Source organism: Streptomyces paradoxus (genome assembly GCF_014202475.1).
Lineage (GTDB): Bacteria > Actinomycetota > Actinomycetes > Streptomycetales > Streptomycetaceae > Streptomyces > Streptomyces paradoxus.
In genome coordinates this window covers 244,481-260,876 of record NZ_JACHGV010000010.1, presented here as the reverse complement: position 1 = coordinate 260,876, position 16,396 = coordinate 244,481, and the positions used below count along the sequence as shown (strand labels likewise).

Annotated in this window: 15 protein-coding genes; 9 read left to right on the top strand and 6 right to left on the bottom strand. The window is 72.1% G+C overall.

Annotated elements, in window-relative coordinates; all coding sequences use genetic code 11:
- Positions 1-108: 108 nt before the first annotated feature.
- Together HNR57_RS30050 and HNR57_RS30045 are read left to right on the top strand one after the other, a co-directional pair.
- Positions 109-1,170, top strand: coding sequence for an adenosine deaminase (locus HNR57_RS30050; RefSeq protein WP_184564860.1), 1,062 nt, complete (start codon positions 109-111; stop codon positions 1,168-1,170).
- The gene (locus tag HNR57_RS30045) at positions 1,167-1,892 is read left to right on the top strand and encodes a glycerophosphodiester phosphodiesterase (protein ID WP_184564858.1); all 726 of its coding nucleotides are present in this window, start codon (positions 1,167-1,169) and stop codon (positions 1,890-1,892) included. The genes HNR57_RS30050 and HNR57_RS30045 overlap by 4 nt, the downstream gene beginning before the upstream one ends.
- On the opposite strand, the gene HNR57_RS30040 is transcribed toward HNR57_RS30045, so the two are convergent.
- The 3 genes from HNR57_RS30040 to HNR57_RS30030 form a co-directional block, all read right to left on the bottom strand.
- A complete protein-coding gene (locus tag HNR57_RS30040) occupies positions 1,837-3,480 on the bottom strand; it encodes an RNA polymerase sigma factor (protein WP_184564856.1) in 1,644 nt (547 codons plus the stop codon). The two genes, HNR57_RS30045 and HNR57_RS30040, sit on opposite strands and share 56 nt — an antisense overlap.
- A 128-nt stretch (positions 3,481-3,608) precedes the next feature.
- Positions 3,609-4,133, bottom strand: a complete 525-nt coding sequence (locus HNR57_RS30035; protein WP_184564854.1) for a hypothetical protein — start codon at positions 4,131-4,133, stop codon at positions 3,609-3,611.
- 114 nt (positions 4,134-4,247) lie between these two features.
- Complete coding sequence (locus tag HNR57_RS30030) at positions 4,248-5,687, bottom strand: gamma-aminobutyraldehyde dehydrogenase (protein WP_184564851.1); 1,440 nt, start codon at positions 5,685-5,687, stop codon at positions 4,248-4,250.
- A gap of 164 nt (positions 5,688-5,851) precedes the next feature.
- Between HNR57_RS30030 and HNR57_RS30025 the strand changes: the two genes are divergently transcribed.
- The 7 genes from HNR57_RS30025 to HNR57_RS29995 all read left to right on the top strand — a co-directional run bounded on the left by HNR57_RS30025 (position 5,852) and on the right by HNR57_RS29995 (position 12,853).
- Positions 5,852-6,391 carry an Lrp/AsnC family transcriptional regulator gene (locus HNR57_RS30025; protein WP_184564849.1) on the top strand — a complete coding sequence of 180 codons (540 nt, stop codon included), beginning with the start codon at positions 5,852-5,854 and terminating at the stop codon, positions 6,389-6,391.
- A 13-nt stretch (positions 6,392-6,404) separates the two neighbouring features.
- The gene (locus HNR57_RS30020) at positions 6,405-7,772 is read left to right on the top strand and encodes an aspartate aminotransferase family protein (RefSeq protein ID WP_184564992.1); all 1,368 of its coding nucleotides are present in this window, start codon (positions 6,405-6,407) and stop codon (positions 7,770-7,772) included.
- Positions 7,773-7,980: 208 nt separating this feature from the next.
- Positions 7,981-8,730 carry an ABC transporter ATP-binding protein gene (locus HNR57_RS30015; RefSeq protein WP_184564847.1) on the top strand — a complete coding sequence of 250 codons (750 nt, stop codon included), beginning with the start codon at positions 7,981-7,983 and terminating at the stop codon, positions 8,728-8,730.
- Positions 8,712-10,334 carry a hypothetical protein gene (locus tag HNR57_RS30010; protein WP_184564845.1) on the top strand — a complete coding sequence of 541 codons (1,623 nt, stop codon included), beginning with the start codon at positions 8,712-8,714 and terminating at the stop codon, positions 10,332-10,334. Before HNR57_RS30015 ends, HNR57_RS30010 begins: the two co-directional genes overlap by 19 nt.
- Before the next feature lie 117 nt (positions 10,335-10,451).
- Positions 10,452-10,859, top strand: coding sequence for a VOC family protein (locus HNR57_RS30005; protein WP_184564843.1), 408 nt, complete (start codon positions 10,452-10,454; stop codon positions 10,857-10,859).
- 24 nt (positions 10,860-10,883) lie between these two features.
- Positions 10,884-12,005 carry an LOG family protein gene (locus HNR57_RS30000; RefSeq protein ID WP_184564842.1) on the top strand — a complete coding sequence of 374 codons (1,122 nt, stop codon included), beginning with the start codon at positions 10,884-10,886 and terminating at the stop codon, positions 12,003-12,005.
- 155 nt (positions 12,006-12,160) lie between these two features.
- Positions 12,161-12,853, top strand: a complete 693-nt coding sequence (locus tag HNR57_RS29995; RefSeq protein ID WP_184564990.1) for an LAETG motif-containing sortase-dependent surface protein — start codon at positions 12,161-12,163, stop codon at positions 12,851-12,853.
- A gap of 70 nt (positions 12,854-12,923) precedes the next feature.
- On the opposite strand, the gene HNR57_RS29990 is transcribed toward HNR57_RS29995, so the two are convergent.
- Genes HNR57_RS29990 through HNR57_RS29980 form a run of 3 tightly spaced genes read right to left on the bottom strand, consistent with a single transcriptional unit; the run spans position 12,924 to position 16,366 of the window.
- Entirely contained in the window at positions 12,924-13,721 is a 798-nt protein-coding gene (locus HNR57_RS29990; protein ID WP_184564840.1) for a maleylpyruvate isomerase family mycothiol-dependent enzyme, read from the bottom strand.
- Positions 13,722-13,745: 24 nt separating this feature from the next.
- Positions 13,746-14,765 (bottom strand): ABC transporter ATP-binding protein, encoded by a 1,020-nt coding sequence (locus HNR57_RS29985; protein WP_184564838.1) that lies wholly within the window; start codon positions 14,763-14,765, stop codon positions 13,746-13,748.
- Positions 14,765-16,366 carry an ABC transporter permease gene (locus tag HNR57_RS29980; protein WP_184564988.1) on the bottom strand — a complete coding sequence of 534 codons (1,602 nt, stop codon included), beginning with the start codon at positions 16,364-16,366 and terminating at the stop codon, positions 14,765-14,767. The genes HNR57_RS29985 and HNR57_RS29980 overlap by 1 nt, the downstream gene beginning before the upstream one ends.
- Positions 16,367-16,396: the final 30 nt, after the last annotated feature.

The window sequence follows — 16,396 nt, the reverse complement described above, 5'->3', positions numbered from 1 at the left end:
CGGCGAGGGCGCTGCGCCACGGCCTACGATGATGCCGAGTCACCGATCAGCCGATCACCCGCGCCCGCCCGCCCTGTGCCGGCCGGGGCGCCGTTCCGGGGAGGAACCTTGACCCAGCATCTCGTCGACCCTCACGCCCCCCGCGACCTCAGGGCCTTCATCGCGGACCTGCCCAAGGCCGAACTGCACGTGCACCACGTGGGATCCGCCTCCCCCCGGATCGTCTCCGAACTGGCCGCTCGGCACCCCGACTCGAAGGTGCCCACCGACCCCGAGGCCTTGGCCGACTACTTCACGTTCACCGACTTCGCGCACTTCATCGACGTGTACCTGTCGGTCGTCGACCTGATCCGCACCCCGGAGGACGTCCGGCTGCTGACGTACGAGGTGGCCCGCGACCTGGCCCGGCAGCAGGTGCGGTACGCCGAGCTGACCATCACCCCCTTCTCCTCGACCCGGCGCGGCATCGACGAGCGGGCCTTCATGGACGCGATCGAGGACGCCCGCAAGGCCGCCGAGGCCGAGTTCGGGACCGTGCTGCGCTGGTGCTTCGACATCCCCGGCGAGGCGGGTCTGCAGGCCGCCGAGGAGACGGCCCGGCTCGCCACCGACGACCGGCTGCGCCCGGAGGGCCTGGTCTCCTTCGGTCTCGGCGGGCCCGAGGTCGGCGTGGAACGGCCCCAGTTCAAGCCGTACTTCGACCGGGCGATCGCCGCCGGACTGCACTCCGTACCACACGCCGGCGAGACGACCGGCCCGCAGACCGTGTGGGACGCTCTGACCCACCTGCGGGCCGAGCGCATCGGGCACGGCACCAGCTCCGCGCAGGACCCGAAGCTGCTCGCGCACCTCGCCGAGCACCGGATCGCCCTGGAGGTGTGCCCGACCTCGAACATCGCCACCCGCGCGGTCCGCACCCTCGACGAGCACCCGATCAAGGAGTTCGTGCGGGCCGGGGTGGTCGTCACCATCAACTCCGACGACCCGCCGATGTTCGGCACCGACCTCGACAACGAGTACGCGGTCGCCGCCCGGCTCCTCGGCCTCGACGAGCGGGGCCTGGCCGAACTGGCGAAGAACGCCGTCGAGGCATCCTTCCTGGACGCGGCGGGCAAGGCCCGCATCGCCGGCGAGATCGACACGTACACCGCGCAGTGGCTCTCCCGATGACGCCCGCCCCGGTCGCCGTCGCCCACCGGGGCGACCCCTACCGCGTCCGGGAGAACACCGTCGCCTCACTGCGTTCCGCGCTGCGCCGGGGCGCGGACGCGGTGGAGATCGACGTACGGCTCACCCGGGACGGCGTGCCGGTGCTGCTGCACGACGCGACGCTGAAGCGGCTGTGGGAGCACGAGCGGCCCCTGCTCGCGCTGTCGTCCGAGGAGGTGCGCGGGCTGACCGGCGGCGGGGTGCCGACGCTGGCCGAGGCCCTGCCCGCGACCGACGGGCACCGGGTGATGATCGACCTGCCCGGGTCGCCCGATGTGCGGGCGGTGCGCCGGATCATGGGCGTCGTGGCGGAGGCCGGGGCGGCGGACCGGGTCTACTACTGCGCGGGCGCCGACGCCATGCTCGCCGTGCGGGCGGCGGATCCGGCCGCCGAGATCGCCCTCACCTGGACGACCCTGGCCCCGCCCCGGCCCGTGCTGCTGGAGGCGGTCCGCCCGCGCTGGCTCAACTACCGCTTCTCGCTGGTGGACCACCCTCTCGCCGAGCGCGTGCACGCCGACGGCCACCTGGTCTCCGTCTGGACCCCCGACACCCGCCGCTCCATGCGGCGGCTGCTGGAGGCGGGCGTGGACTCGATCACGACGAACCGCGTCGACGTGCTGTGCGCTACACGCGCGAGCGCTGCGGCACCGTCGCCGGGTCGGCCGGGGCCGAGCGCGTGACGTACTGCGGCACCGGCGCGCTGTCCGTGCCGGTGTCGCGGACGAGCCCGTAGCGGATGGCGCCGTCGGCGGGGCCTTCGTTGATGTCCCCGACCACGGCATCCCGGTCCGACGGGAAGACGGTGAGGCCGTAGTCGCAGCCCCGTTCGTTCTGGGTGAGGGTGACGGTGCCGTCGAGGTAGAAGTACTCGTTCTGCCACATCTGCTGGGTGCCGGGCGGGAGGACCGCGTAGCCGATGTCCGGTCCGCCCATGCCGGTGGCGTAGCCGTTCGGGGCGCCGGGCAGCGGGTCGTCCATCCGGCGCCAGCCGCCGGACGCCACATGGAACAGCCTCCCCTCCAGGCCGGTCCAGGAGGGCATGACCAGCGCGCCGGGCCGGGACCGGGGTGAGATCTGCCAGCGGACCAGGACGTAGCCCCGGCCGGTGAGGGTCACGCGGTCGCCGCGGTGCTGCATGACGGCCTTGGGGCCGCCGGTGCTGGTGATGCCGGATTCGGGGCGGCGCGGCAGGGCGGCGGGCCGGGCGTTCGGGTCGGGGGCGCGGTCGACGGTGTCGACGACGGTCCCGTAGGGGTCGGTCTTCTTCGTCGGCGGCGGTGAGGACCTGGGGGTGGGGGCGGGCGGCGCGTACGAACGCGGCGGTTCGGGGGTGGCCGTGGCCGTGGGCGCGAGGGCGGCCCGGGGCGGCGCGGCGTCCGGCGGCTGCGTGACGACGTAGGCGCCGCCCGCGACGATCGTCGCACCCGCCGTCATGGCGACGGCCGGCTTGGTGAGCGCGCCCAGCAGCTTGGCGGACCAGCCGGCGGAGGTGGCGGCAGCCGCGGTCTTGCCGCCGAAGGCGAGCGACAGCGTGAAACCGACGGGCAGCGGGACGAGGGCGATACCGGCCAGGAGGCGTTCGGCCGGTACGACGGCCTCGCGGGTGCCGCCGCAGTAGCCGCAGCCGCGGATGTGCCGGGCCAGCCGCTTGCGCCACACCGAGTCGGGCCGGCCGTCCCAGCGGCCGGTCAGCTCGCGCAGGCCGGGGCAGGCGCCGTCCAGGGCGCGGACGATGCCGCGCGATGTCTCCAGTCGCTCCTTCATCCGCTGGACGCGCACGGCGGCGTGCTGCCGGGTGATGCCGACGGCGGCGGCCAGTTCGCGCCGGGTCAGTTCGCCCGCGACCTCCAGCCACCACAGCGACAGCAGCCGGCGGTCCTCGTCATCGAGCCACCGCACCGCTTCGGCGACCTCGCGCCGCTGGCCTTCCAGCTGGAGGCGCAGCACGGTCAGTTCGGCGAAGTCGGAGGCCGGTGCCTCCTCGACGAGCCGGTCCGGGGTCTTCTGCCGGGCCCGGTCGCGGATCTGCCGCATGGCGATCGCCACCAGCCAGGACCGGAAACTGTCCGGGTCGCGCAGCGAACCGAGGTGGCCCACCGCGCGCAGCATGGTCTCCTGCACGACGTCGTCGACGTCGGCGTGGCCGTTCAGCGCCCGGCCGACGATGTTGTAGACCAGCGGCAGCCAGCCCCCGACCAGCTCGTCCAGCGCCCGCCGGTCGCCGGCCTGGGCCGCCGTGATGACGGCGCGCCAGTGCTGACTGTCCACGGTGGCCTCTCGCCGGATGGGATCAGTACTTTTCCGCACGCACCCTCTCAGACAGGACGGGGGTCTTGGCTATGTGGGGGATCACATGCGGGGAGACGGCGTGAAGGTTCCCGGGATAACGGTTTTTCTCAGCCACCGGACGCCGGGACGGCCGCCGGCGCGGTCAGCGCCTCCAGCCGCTTGATCCGCTGCCGGACGAGGTACAGCGGGATCACCCCGAACACGCCGAAGGCCATGTCGATCACCGACCACCAGAAGGGGATCCCGCGGAGTGGTCCGCAGATCAGGGCGAGCGGGATGATCCCCGCGCAGGCGATCATGCCGAACTCGACGACCCAGATGTTGCGGACCGGGTCACGGTAGGGCCCGTAGAAGGCGACCGCGATCACCAGGTGAGCGAAGGCCAGCCAGTCCGTGCCGTAGAGGAGGAAGGGGTATTCGGCGTCGGCCTGTTCGAGGCCGGCCCGGACCCGCTCGATCCAGTCCGTCAGCCCGGGCAGGTACTCACCCACGGACAGCCCGCGCAACACATCCTCGGTCCACCGCAGTTCGTGGACCAGGGGAAAGGCCGTGGCGCCGCTGAGCACCAGGCACACGACGAAGAAGACCAGCCAGGCGCGGATGCCCTTCAGCAGGGCGGCTCTGTCGCTCATGCCGGCACTCTACGCCCATGTTGAACACGTTCAAAAACGAGGGCATGCTGCGTGGCAGGCGCGCGAACGGCCCCGGGCGGCAGCGCCCGGGGCCGTCACAGCCGAACCGCTCGACTACGCGTCCAGCGACGTCATCACGTGCTTGATCCGCGTGTAGTCCTCGAAGCCGTAGCCCGAGAGGTCCTTGCCGTAGCCGGACTTCTTGAAGCCGCCGTGGGGCATCTCGGCGACCAGCGGGATGTGCGTGTTGATCCACACGCAGCCGAAGTCCAGCTTCTTGGACATCCGCATGGCGCGGCCGTGGTCCTTGGTCCACACGGAGGAGGCCAGCGCGTACTCGACGCCGTTGGCCCACTTCACCGCCTGCTCCTCGTCGGAGAAGGACTGCACGGTGATGACCGGGCCGAAGACCTCCTTCTGGATGATCTCGTCGGTCTGCTTCAGGCCCGAGACGACGGTCGGCGCGTAGAAGTAGCCCTTGTCGCCGACCCGCTTGCCGCCGGCCTCCACGCGCGCGTGCGCGGGCAGCCGGTCGATGAAGCCCTCGACCTGCTTGAGCTGGTTGGGGTTGTTGAGCGGGCCGAACAGCACGTCCTCGTCGTCCGGCTGCCCGGTCTTCGTCTCGGAGGCGGCCTTGGCCAGCGCGGAGACGAACTCGTCGTGGATGGACTCGTGGACGAGCACGCGCGTGGCGGCGGTGCAGTCCTGGCCGGCGTTGAAGTAGCCGGCGACCGAGATGTCCTCGACGGCCTTGGCAATGTCGGTGTCCTCGAAGACCACGACCGGGGCCTTGCCGCCCAGCTCCAGGTGGACGCGCTTGACGTCCTTGGAGGCGGACTCGGCGACCTGGATGCCGGCGCGCACCGAGCCGGTGATGGAGGCCATCGCCGGGGTCTCGTGCTCGACCATCAGGCGGCCGGTGTCGCGGTCGCCGCAGATGACGTTGAAGACGCCCTTGGGGACGATCGAGCCGATGATCTCGGCCATGAGGACCGTCGAGGCCGGGGTGGTGTCGGACGGCTTCAGCACGACGGTGTTGCCCGCCGCGATCGCCGGGGCGAACTTCCACACGGCCATCATCATCGGGTAGTTCCACGGCGCGACCTGCGCGCAGACACCGACCGGCTCGCGGCGCACGATGGAGGTCAGGCCCTCCATGTACTCACCGGCCGAGCGGCCCTCCAGCATCCGCGCCGCGCCCGCGAAGAAGCGGATCTGGTCGACCATCGGCGGGATCTCCTCGGAGCGGGTCAGCCCGATGGGCTTGCCCGTGTTCTCCACCTCGGCCGCGATCAGCTCCTCGGCGCGCTCCTCGAAGGCGTCCGCGATCTTCAGCAGGGCCTTCTGGCGTTCGGCGGGCGTGGTGTCGCGCCAGCCGGGGAAGGCCTCGGCGGCCGCCGCCATCGCGGCGTCCACGTCCGCCTGCCCGGACAGCGGAGCGGTCGCGTACGCCTCGCCCGTCGCGGGATTGACCACCTCGGTGGTCCGTCCGTCGGCGGCGTCCTTGAACTCACCGCCGATGTAGTTGCGCAGACGACGCAGCTCGGTGCTCACTGCCGGCCCTCCAGTTCGGATGTCCAGTACTTGAGACACCCACCCTAGTCGGCCGACCCACGTTTTCAACACCCCCGCTCCCTTCGATCGTGCGGAATCCGCAGGTGTCGGGGACTCAAACAACGGATTTCATCGATCCAGGCTTGCGGAAGTGTCGAGACCTCGTGCACAGTGACCTCGTGGCCAGTCGAAGCGCAGACCAGAAGGGGTCGCGGGAACCCCGCGAGCCCTCCCGCGAGTCCAGGAACGGCAGCTCGCCGCAGCTGGACGCCGTCTCCCTCGCCATCATCGAGCAGCTCCAGGAGGACGGCCGACGGCCGTACGCCGCCATCGGCAAGGCCGTGGGCCTGTCGGAGGCGGCCGTGCGCCAGCGCGTCCAGAAGCTGCTCGACCAGGGCGTGATGCAGATCGTCGCCGTCACGGACCCGCTCACCGTGGGCTTCCGCAGACAGGCGATGGTCGGCGTCAACGTCGAGGGCGACGTGGAGGCGGTCGCGGACGCGCTGTCGGCCATGTCCGAATGCGAGTACGTGGTGATGACCGCAGGCTCCTTCGACCTGATGGTGGAGATCGTCTGCGAGGACGACGACCACCTCCTGGAGGTCATCAACAAACGCATGCGGGCCGTGCCCGGAGTGCGCTCCACCGAGAGCTTCGTCTACCTCAAGCTCAAGAAGCAGACCTACATGTGGGGAACCCGATAACCGTGAGGACCCGATAGCCGTGAGCAAGGACCTCTCCCAGTCCGCGTACGACCACCTGTGGATGCACTTCACGCGCATGTCGTCGTACGAGAAGTCCCCCGTCCCCACCATCGTCCGGGGCGAGGGCACGTACATCTACGACGACAAGGGCAAGCGCTACCTGGACGGCCTCGCCGGCCTCTTCGTGGTGCAGGCCGGGCACGGCCGGGTCGAGCTCGCCGAGACCGCCTTCAAGCAGGCGCAGGAGCTGGCGTTCTTCCCGGTGTGGTCCTACGCCCACCCCAAGGCCGTCGAGCTGGCCGAGCGCCTGGCCGGGCACGCCCCGGGCGACCTGAACAAGGTCTTCTTCACCACCGGCGGCGGTGAGGCGGTGGAGACCGCCTGGAAGCTCGCCAAGCAGTACTTCAAGCTCACCGGCAAGCCCACCAAGCACAAGGTCATCTCCCGCGCGGTCGCCTACCACGGCACCCCGCAGGGCGCCCTGTCCATCACCGGTCTGCCGGCCCTGAAGGCCCCCTTCGAGCCGCTGGTGCCGGGCGCGCACAAGGTCCCGAACACCAACATCTACCGCGCCCCGCTCTTCGGTGACGACCCGGAGGCCTTCGGCCGCTGGGCCGCCGACCAGATCGAGCAGCAGATCCTCTTCGAGGGCCCGGACACGGTCGCCGCTGTCTTCCTGGAGCCGGTGCAGAACGCGGGCGGCTGCTTCCCGCCCCCGCCCGGCTACTTCCAGCGCGTCCGCGAGATCTGCGACCGGCACGACGTGCTGCTCGTCTCGGACGAGGTCATCTGCGCCTTCGGCCGCCTGGGCACGTACTTCGCCTGCGACAAGTTCGACTACGTGCCGGACATGATCACCTGCGCCAAGGGCATGACCTCGGGCTACTCCCCGATCGGCGCGTGCATCATCTCCGACCGCCTGGCCGAGCCGTTCTACAAGGGCGACAACACCTTCCTGCACGGCTACACCTTCGGCGGCCACCCGGTCTCCGCCGCCGTGGGCCTGGCCAACCTCGACCTGTTCGAGCGCGAGAACCTCAACCAGCACGTCCTGGACAACGAGGGCAACTTCCGCGCCACCCTGGAGAAGCTCCACGACCTGCCGATCGTCGGCGACGTCCGCGGCAACGGCTTCTTCTACGGCATCGAGCTGGTGAAGGACAAGAACACCAAGGAGTCCTTCAACGACGAGGAGACCGAGCGCGTCCTGTACGGCTTCCTCTCCAAGGCGCTCTACGACAACGGCCTGTACTGCCGCGCCGACGACCGCGGCGACCCGGTCGTCCAGCTCGCCCCGCCGCTGATCTCGGACCAGTCGACGTTCGACGAGATCGAGCAGATCCTGCGCGCCACCCTCTCGGAGGCGTGGACCAAGCTCTGACCCGTCGTCGCTCCGATCGTCTGCCTGGATGATCAACACCGGCCCCGGTGCCGCCCGTTCGAGTGAGAAACGGCGGCCCGGGGCCGCGTGCTGTCCGGGGTCCGGCCGCCCTCTGCCTAGCGTGCCCAGTGACCGATCGGCCCTGCCTTCGTTCCCCCGCACGGGGGATGGACACGGGAACTACGGATCTGAACCGAGGTGTACGCGCATGGAGGCCCTGCCGGACAACGACGTGCTCTGGGTACGCGCCCTGCACTTCCAGCACGACGACGGCACGCCCGCGCTCTGCGGCGTCTCGCTCGGTGTGCGCGAGGGTGAGATCCTCGCCGTCGGCGGACCCCGCGGCAGCGGCAAGACGACCCTGCTGCGGTGCATGTCCGGCCTGGTGCCCGTGCGGCGTGGCGAGGTCTGGTTCAACAGCGTTCCCGTGCACACCATGGGCCCCCTCACCCGCGAGCGGCTGCGCCGCGACCGCTTCGGCTGGATCGACCCGGCCCCCGCCCTGGTGCCGGAGCTCAACGCCTGGGAGAACGCCGCCCTGCCGCTGATGCTGCGCGGCACCAGCACGCGCCGCGCCAAGACCGCGGCCCTGGAATGGCTGGAGCGCCTGGACATCGGCGACAGCGCCCGCAAACGGCCGCACCAGCTGGTACAGGCCGAGCGTCAGCGGGTCTGCATCGCCCGCGCCCTGGCCCCCGCACCGTCGGTGCTGTTCGCCGACGAGCCCACGGCGCCCCTGCACCGCGCCGACCGCGCCCATGTGCTGCGCACCCTCACCACGGCGGCCCGTTCCCACCGCATCACGGTCGTCCTGGCCACCCACGACGCCGAGACGGCGGCCCTCGCCGACCGCACGGTGTCCCTGCTCGACGGGCGGCGCGTGCAGACGGTCCACCTGCCCCCGGTCGCCGAGACCAGCGAGCCGGAAGGCCGGGCCGCGTGCTCGCTCTCCGTCTGACCCGCGGCGCCCACCCCGCCGTCCAGCTGCGCCGCCTCCTGGTCACGGCGGCCTCGGCGGGCACGGGCTTCCTGCTGCTCTGCGCCCTCGGCTACGCGATGGGCCACCCCGGCTCCCCCGGCGCCGCCGCGCTGCGGCTGGCCTGGTGCACGGCCCCGCTGGCCGCCACGGTGTACTTCGCGGTCGCGGTGGCCCGTACCGACCCCGGCACCAAGCCCCGCTCCGGTCTCTCGGCCATCGGCCTCGGGCCGGTCCGCATGATGGCCGTCTCGGCGACGACGACGGCCCTGTCCTGCACGCTGGGTTCGATGCTGGCCCTGCTCGTCTTCCTGCACCTGCGGGGCGACGTGACGGGCATGCCCTTCGACGGCGCCGCCGCCGAGTCCCTCGCCGCGGGCCGGCCGCTGCCGCTGCCGGGCACTCTGACCCTGCTGGCGTTCGTGCCCGTCGGCGCGTCGGTGGCGGTGGCACTGACCCTGCGCCCGCGTGAGGCGGGGCCGGCCGCGCCCCGGGCGGCCCGGATGTACGGCAGCTTCGGCGCCTACCGGCGCACCAGCACCCGCGAGACCTTCGGCGCGTACGGCCGGTTCGGCCGGCAGATCGTCCGGCCCACGGGCGGCCGTACCACCGGGCCCGCCGCCGAGAGCGGCCCGCCGACGGCCCGGACCGGCGGGCCGGCCTCGGCGGTGGTCGCGGACCCCGGCGGGACGGTGAGCGCGGTCGCGGACCCCGCCCGGCCGCCCGCGGCGGACCCGGACGCCGTAGCCCCGGCTGCGGACGTGACTCCGCCCGCATCCCCGCACCCGGCCGCACCGGAAGCGGCGGGCGCGTTCGGTCCGGCCGGCGATCCCGCCCAGCGGCTCAGCGCGCACGCGGCGGCGCCGGACGCGGCCGGAGCCATCAGCCCCGCCGGGGCCCTGTCACGGCACCCGGGCCCCGCGGCGCCCGACGCCCCCCATGAGGAGGCCCCCCACGAGGCCTCCGACGCGGCCCTGCCGGACACCACCGCCGCCCCCTCCGGTCTCCCCTGGGGCATCACCGTGCTGGCCGCGGGCCTCGCCGTGGTGAGCTACACGAGCCGTACCGCTCCGACACCCCCCGACCTCTCCTTCTCCGGCGCCTCCCCGGGCGTGCTGGCGGGCTGGGCGCTGGCCGCCGTCGGCCTGGCCCTGGCCGGTCCGGGCCTGACCCATCTGTGCGGACGGCTGCTCCAGTCGGCCCGGCCCGGCGCCCTGCGGCTGCTGGCCGGCCGCATCCTCATGGCGGAGGCGGTCCGCATCGGGCGCCCCCTGGGTGTCGTCTGCGCGGTGCTGTCCGCCGCCTGGGCCATGGCGCTGGTGCACGCCCCGGACGGGCTCTCACTCGGCCCGCTCACCACCCTCGGCGTGCTGCTCGTGACCGGCTGCACCACGGCGACGCTCCTCACGGCGGCCGTCGAGGCCAGGCAGGCCCGGGCCGGCACCACCGCCGCGCTGATGCGGCTGGGTGCCCCCGCCACGACGCTGCGCAGCGCCGCCGCCCTGCGCGCGGGCGCGCTGCTCGCCGTGTTCGGTCCGCTGACCCTGACGGTCGCGGAACTGGCGGCGCTCCCCCTGGCGCGCTGAGTCCCGCGGCCGCCGCCGGAAACTCGTACGAGAAAAATCTCCGTACGGCGATGAGTTCCGGACCGGCGCCCGGTCTATCCCCGCGTAACGACACGGACTTGATGGGAGAGACCTCGCATGTACCAGCAGATGATCTTCGTGAACCTGTGCACCGGCGACCTCGGCGCCTCGAAGAAGTTCTTCACGGAGCTGGGCTTCACGATCAACGAGCAGTTCAGCGACGACACGACCGCCTCGGTCGTGATCAGCGAGACCATCGTGGTGATGGTGCACACCAAAGAGAAGTACTCGCAGTTCACCAAGAAGGACATCGTGGACTCGACGAAGACCAGCGAGGTGCTGATCGCGCTGAGCGCCGAGAGCCGCGAGAAGGTCGACGAGCTGGTCGAGAAGGCGGTCGCGGCGGGCGGTTCCGTCTCCGGCGAGACGCAGGACCACGGCTTCATGTACGGCCGCGCCTTCGACGACGTGGACGGCCACACCTTCGAGGTCGTATGGATGGACCCGGCGGCCGTCCAGGGCTGACGGCGGCTGTGCCAGCATGGGCGAGTGCAGACGATGCCCGCCCATGCGGCCCACCACGACGACCGTGAGATAGAGACCCTCGAGGAGTTCGACGCCACCGTCTCGGCGCGCGGCACCCTCGCCGGATACCGCGTCCAGGCCGTCGACCTGACGGACCGTACGCGCGAGCTGCTCACCACGGACACGGCGGGCGCGGTCTTCCTCGGCTGCGCGATGCGCGAGGACGCGGACGCGAAGGTCCGAGCCGACGGTGCCCTGGTCTTCCCGCCGGTCCCGGGCCTGCCGTTCGACCCGTACCGCGGCCTGGTCTACTCGCCGGACGAACTCTTCGCGTCGCTGGCCGACGGCTACGAGGCCACGCCCGACGCCCTCGCCTACGCCTGGTTCCAGCGCACGAAGGCGGACCGCGACATTTACGCGTCGATGCTGCGCTCGGTCCACGACGACTCCGTCTCGGACGCGCTCGACGAACTCCTGTCCGGCGCCCGGGTCGTGGGCGTCATGGGCGGCCACGCGATGGCCCGCGGCACCGAGGAGTACGCGGGCGCCGCGCGCCTGGGCCGGGAACTGGCCCGCGCCGGCTTCACGATCGCCACCGGCGGCGGCCCGGGCGCGATGGAGGCGGCGAACCTCGGCGCGTACGCCGCCCCCTTCGGCGACGACATGCTCACCGATTCGCTCGAACTCCTGGCCAAGACACCGCACTTCACCCCGTCGGTCACCCAGTGGGCGACGGCCGCCTTCGAGATACGCACCCGCTGGCCACAGGGCGGCCGTTCGGTCGGCATCCCGACCTGGTTCTACGGCCACGAGCCGCCGAACGCCTTCGCCTCCCACATCGCCAAGTACTTCGCCAACGCCACCCGCGAGGACGGCCTGCTGGCCCGGTCCGACGCGGGTGTGGTGTTCCTGCCGGGCGCCGCCGGGACCGTACAGGAGATCTTCGACAACGCGACGCCCAACTACTACGAATCCCGCGGCGAACCGACGCCGATGGTGCTGGTGAACCGCGCGCACTGGACGGAGAAGCTGCCCGCGTGGCCGCTGCTCCGGTCGCTGGCCCGGGGCCGCTCGATGGAGGCGCGGATCGCGCTGGTGGACCGGATCGAGGAGGCGCCAAAGGCGTTGAAACGTCTCGGCGGTTAATAAGAAGGCAAAGCAAGTGCTTGCAACCTGCATATGCGTTGACACTACTTATGCAGCGCTTATAGACCTGTGAGCCTCACGGTGGTGCTGATGTCCAGTCAGCACTGCCCCAACCCCCCGCTTGAGCAATCCTGTAAAGGACAAACGTGGCAGTTCTGTCCGTACCCCGCCGCGCACGTGCCGTGCGTGTCCTCGGTGTCGTCTCCGCCTCGGCCGCGCTCGCGCTCGGTACCGCCGGCAACGCGCTCGCCTGCGACATCAGCGAGTTCTCCGCCGAGGCGAAGTGCGATGGCGACAAGGGCGTCATCACCGTCACCGACGTGGACGCCGCCGGCATCCCGGCGACGGTCACCGTGTACCTGGAGAACAACGGCGCCGACGTGAAGAAGGTCGGCGAGCAGGAGGTGAAGGGCTCGCGCGAGGGCACCACCATCACCTTCGCCGAGAAGTGGAAGCCGAACGCCGAGTACCGCATCCACGTCAAGGCCGCCGGTTACGTCGACGAGGACATCAAGCCGAACCTCGTCACCCCGGCGACCGCCTGCAAGAAGGAGGAGGAGCCCCCTTCGGCTCCTCCGGCTTCGACTCCGCCGGCGACGCCGACCCCGTCGGCCTCCCCCTCCAAGCCGGCCGAGGAGAGCGAGAGCCCGGCTCCGGAGCCGTCGGAGAGCCAGAGCACCTCGCCCGCGGCCAACGTGCCCGCCCCGGCCGGTGACTCCAACCTCGCCGAGACCGGTGCCGACTCCAACACCGGCATCATCGCCGGCATCGCTGCGGCCCTGGTCGTCGTCGGTGGCGGTGCGGTGTTCTTCGGCATGCGCCGTCGCGGGGCCAACAGCGACAGCTGACGCCCGCGGCACACACCATGGCGAGGCCCGCCCCCCGACCGGGGGCGGGCCTCGTACCGTCTCGACCGTCTCAGCCGAAGGTGGCCCGCTCCAGCCAGAACTCCAGCAACTCCCGCTCGCCCAGGACCTCCAGTTCCTTCGCGTCCAGCGGCAGCCGGCGGTAGAACGCGAGCAGGACGAAGGTGAGCGGCCCGCGCAGGGCGACCGTGGCCTTCTCGTGGCCCCGGCGCCAGCGGACACCGCCCTCGGTGAGCTCGACGAGCCACTCGGCGTTCAGGTCCGGTCCCCCGTCGGTGGCGTGCAGGTGGATGCTGCGGCCCAGGCCGACCAGTTCCCCCACCACGTCCTGCGGCTCCGTCCGCTGCACGTACTCCACGATCTGGAGCCATTCGTCGATCGCGTCGGCGGCGACCTCGGGCGCGACCTCGTAGGGCAGCCCGGCGGCGAGTGCCGCGTCGGCGCGGTGCACGGTGATCTCATGGGTCATCCTGCGGGCCCAGAACCCGGAGGTCTGTATCCCGGCCCAGCCCCACACCTTCGCGTCCGGCCCGGCCTCCCGCAGCGTGGCGACGATCCGCTCGCCCGTCTCCGCCAGCCAGGCGTCCAGTGCGGCGGCGTCACCGGCGGCCTCCGGACCGGCCACGCCCGGCACCTGCTCCTCGGCCACCTCCTCCGCGGCCCGGGTCCGCACCATCAACTCCGCCCAGCGCAGGGCACCGCCCGTGTGCCGGACGAGTTCCTCCAGCGACCAGTCGGGGCAGGTCGGCACCGTGCCGGACAGATCGGCCCCGGAGCTCACCACCTGCCTCAACAGGACGATCTGGTGGGCGATTTCGTCGCAGTAGCGGTCGTGCGCGAGTGGCGTCATGCCTCGCACCCTAGGCGGGTACGTTCAGCCGAGCACCACGATTTCGGCCGCGTCGAACTCCACCCCGACCACGTCCCCCACCTCGGGTGCCGCCCGCAGCGCGCACGCCGCCTCCAGGCGCGGGGCGTCCCCGGGCTGGAGGTGCACGGCGACATGGGTGCCCCGGAAGGTACGCGCGGCCACCGTGCAGCGCAGGCCCTTGTCCGCGGTCACCAGGCGCACTCCGGCGGGCCGCACCAGCAGCGTCCGTGTCCCCTGCGGGGCGCCCTCCGGCACCGGCACCTTGCCCCAGGGCGTGTCCGCGGCCTCCGTCCCGACCGTCGCCTCGACCACGTTCTCGAACCCGAGGAAGCGGGCGACGAACGCGTCGGCGGGCCGCTGCCAGACGTCGAGGGGCGTACCGGACTGGGCGATCCGCCCGTCCCGCATCACCACGACCCGGTCGGCCAGCGCGAAGGCCTCCCCCTGGTCGTGCGTCACGGCGAGCACGGTCGTGCCCAACCGGCCGAACAGTTCCCTCAGTTCGACGACCAGCCGTTCTCGCAGCGAACGGTCGAGCTGTCCCAGCGGCTCGTCCAGCATCAGCAGCCGCGGGCTCGGCGCGAGGGCCCGGGCCAGCGCCACCCGCTGCTGCTCCCCGCCGGACAGCATCGCTACGGCCCGGCGGCCCGCGCCCGGCAGCCCCACCAGGTCCAGCAACTCCTGTACACGCTCGGCCTGTCGCGGTTTCGGCTCGCTGCGCATCCGCAATCCGAAGGCGACGTTGCCGGCCACGTCCCGCTGCGGGAAGAGCTGGTGGTCCTGGAACATCAGCCCGACCCCGCGCCTGTGCGCGGGCACCCCGGCCTGGTCGCGGCCGTCGAGCACCACCTGCCCGGAGTCGAGGGGCTGCAGCCCGGCCACCGCGCGCAGCAGGGTCGACTTGCCGCTGCCGCTGGGCCCGAGCACACACACGATCTCGTGCTCGGCGACCTCCAGATCGACGGCGTCCAGCACCGCCCGCCCGCCGAAACGGACCGTCGCGCCCCGCAGAGCCAGCAGCATCAGAACTCCCCCGTCCGGTCCGTGCGAAGCCTCTCCAGCACCAGCAGGGCCACGGCGCACACCACCATCAGAATCGTCGAAAGGGCCATCGCCTGGCCGTAGTTGAGGTCACCGGGCCGCCCCAGCAGCCGGGCCACGGCCACCGGCAGGGTCGGCCGGTCGGGCCGTGCGATGAACACCGTCGCCCCGAACTCGCCGAGGGACACGGCGAAGGCGAACCCGGCCGCGATCAGCAGTGCCCGCCGCACCATCGGCAGGTCCACCTCCCGCCACACCCGCCAGGGCGAGGCCCCGAGCACGGAGGCCGCCTCCCGCAGCCGGACGTCCACCGCCCGCAGCACGGGCAGCATGGTCCGCACCACGAACGGCACCCCGACCAGGGCCTGCGCAAGCGGCACCAGGATCCAGGAGGACCGCAGATCCAGCGGCGGCTCGTCGAGGGCGATCAGGAACCCGAAGCCCACGGTCACCGCGGACACCCCGAGGGGCAGCATCAGCAGTGCGTCGAAGCCGCGTACGAACCGCCCGGCGTCCCGGCGGGTGAGCGCGGCCGCGGCGAGACCGCCGATCACCACGGCGATGAGCGTGGCGGCGACGGCGTACGACAGGGAGTTGCCGATCGCCTCGATCGGCGGGACCAGGAACACCCCGCCGTCCTCGCTGGTCAGCGCCCGGTAGTAGCCGAAGCCCGGCGCACCCAGGGACCGCTGCACCAGCACGGCGAGCGGCAGCAGGAGCAGGATCACGACCGTGGCGAGCACCCCGCCCAGCAGCGCCCACTGCCCGGCGCCGCGCGGTCGGCGCGCGGTCACGGACGGGTCCACCAGCCGCAGCGCGGTCTCCCGCCGCCGTACGGTCCAGGCGTGCAGGGCGAGGATCGCGCCCACCGCGGCGAACTGGATCAGTGTCAGCACGGCCGCCGTGGACAGGTCGAAGATCTCGGACGTCTGCCGGTAGATCTCCACCTCCAGGGTGGAGAAGGTGGGCCCGCCGAGGATCTGCACGACACCGAAGGAGGTGAAGGTGAACAGGAAGACCATGAGCGCGGCGGCGGCCACGGCCGGGCCGAGGGCGGGGAGCGTCACCTGCCGCCAGGCCCTCAGCGGAGACGCCCCGAGCATCCGCGCGGCCTCCTCCTGCCGCGGGTCGAGCTGCGCCCAGAGCCCGCCGATCGTCCGGACGACGACCGCGTAGTTGAAGAAGACGTGCGCGAGCAGGATCGCCCACACGGTGGTGTCCAGCCGTACGCCCCACAGCTCGTCGAGCAGCCCGCCCCGCCCGACCAGCGCCAGGAACGCCGTGCCGACGACGACCGTCGGCAGCACGAACGGCACGGTCACGACCGCCCGCAGGACCTGTTTGCCCGGGAAGCTGAAACGCGCGAAGACATACGCGCCGGGGAGGGCGACGATCAGGGTGAGCGCGGTGGAGACGAACGCCTGCCAGGTGGTGAACCACAGCACGTGCCGGACGTCGGACTGCGCCAGCACCTCCCCGATCCGCCCGATGTGCCAGGTCCCGTCGGTCTTCAGGCCGCGCGCGACGATCGCGGCGACGGGGTAGGCGAAGAAGACCGCGAAGAACGCGACGGGCGCGGCCAGCAGACCGAACCGCGCCGCCGCGCTCCGCTT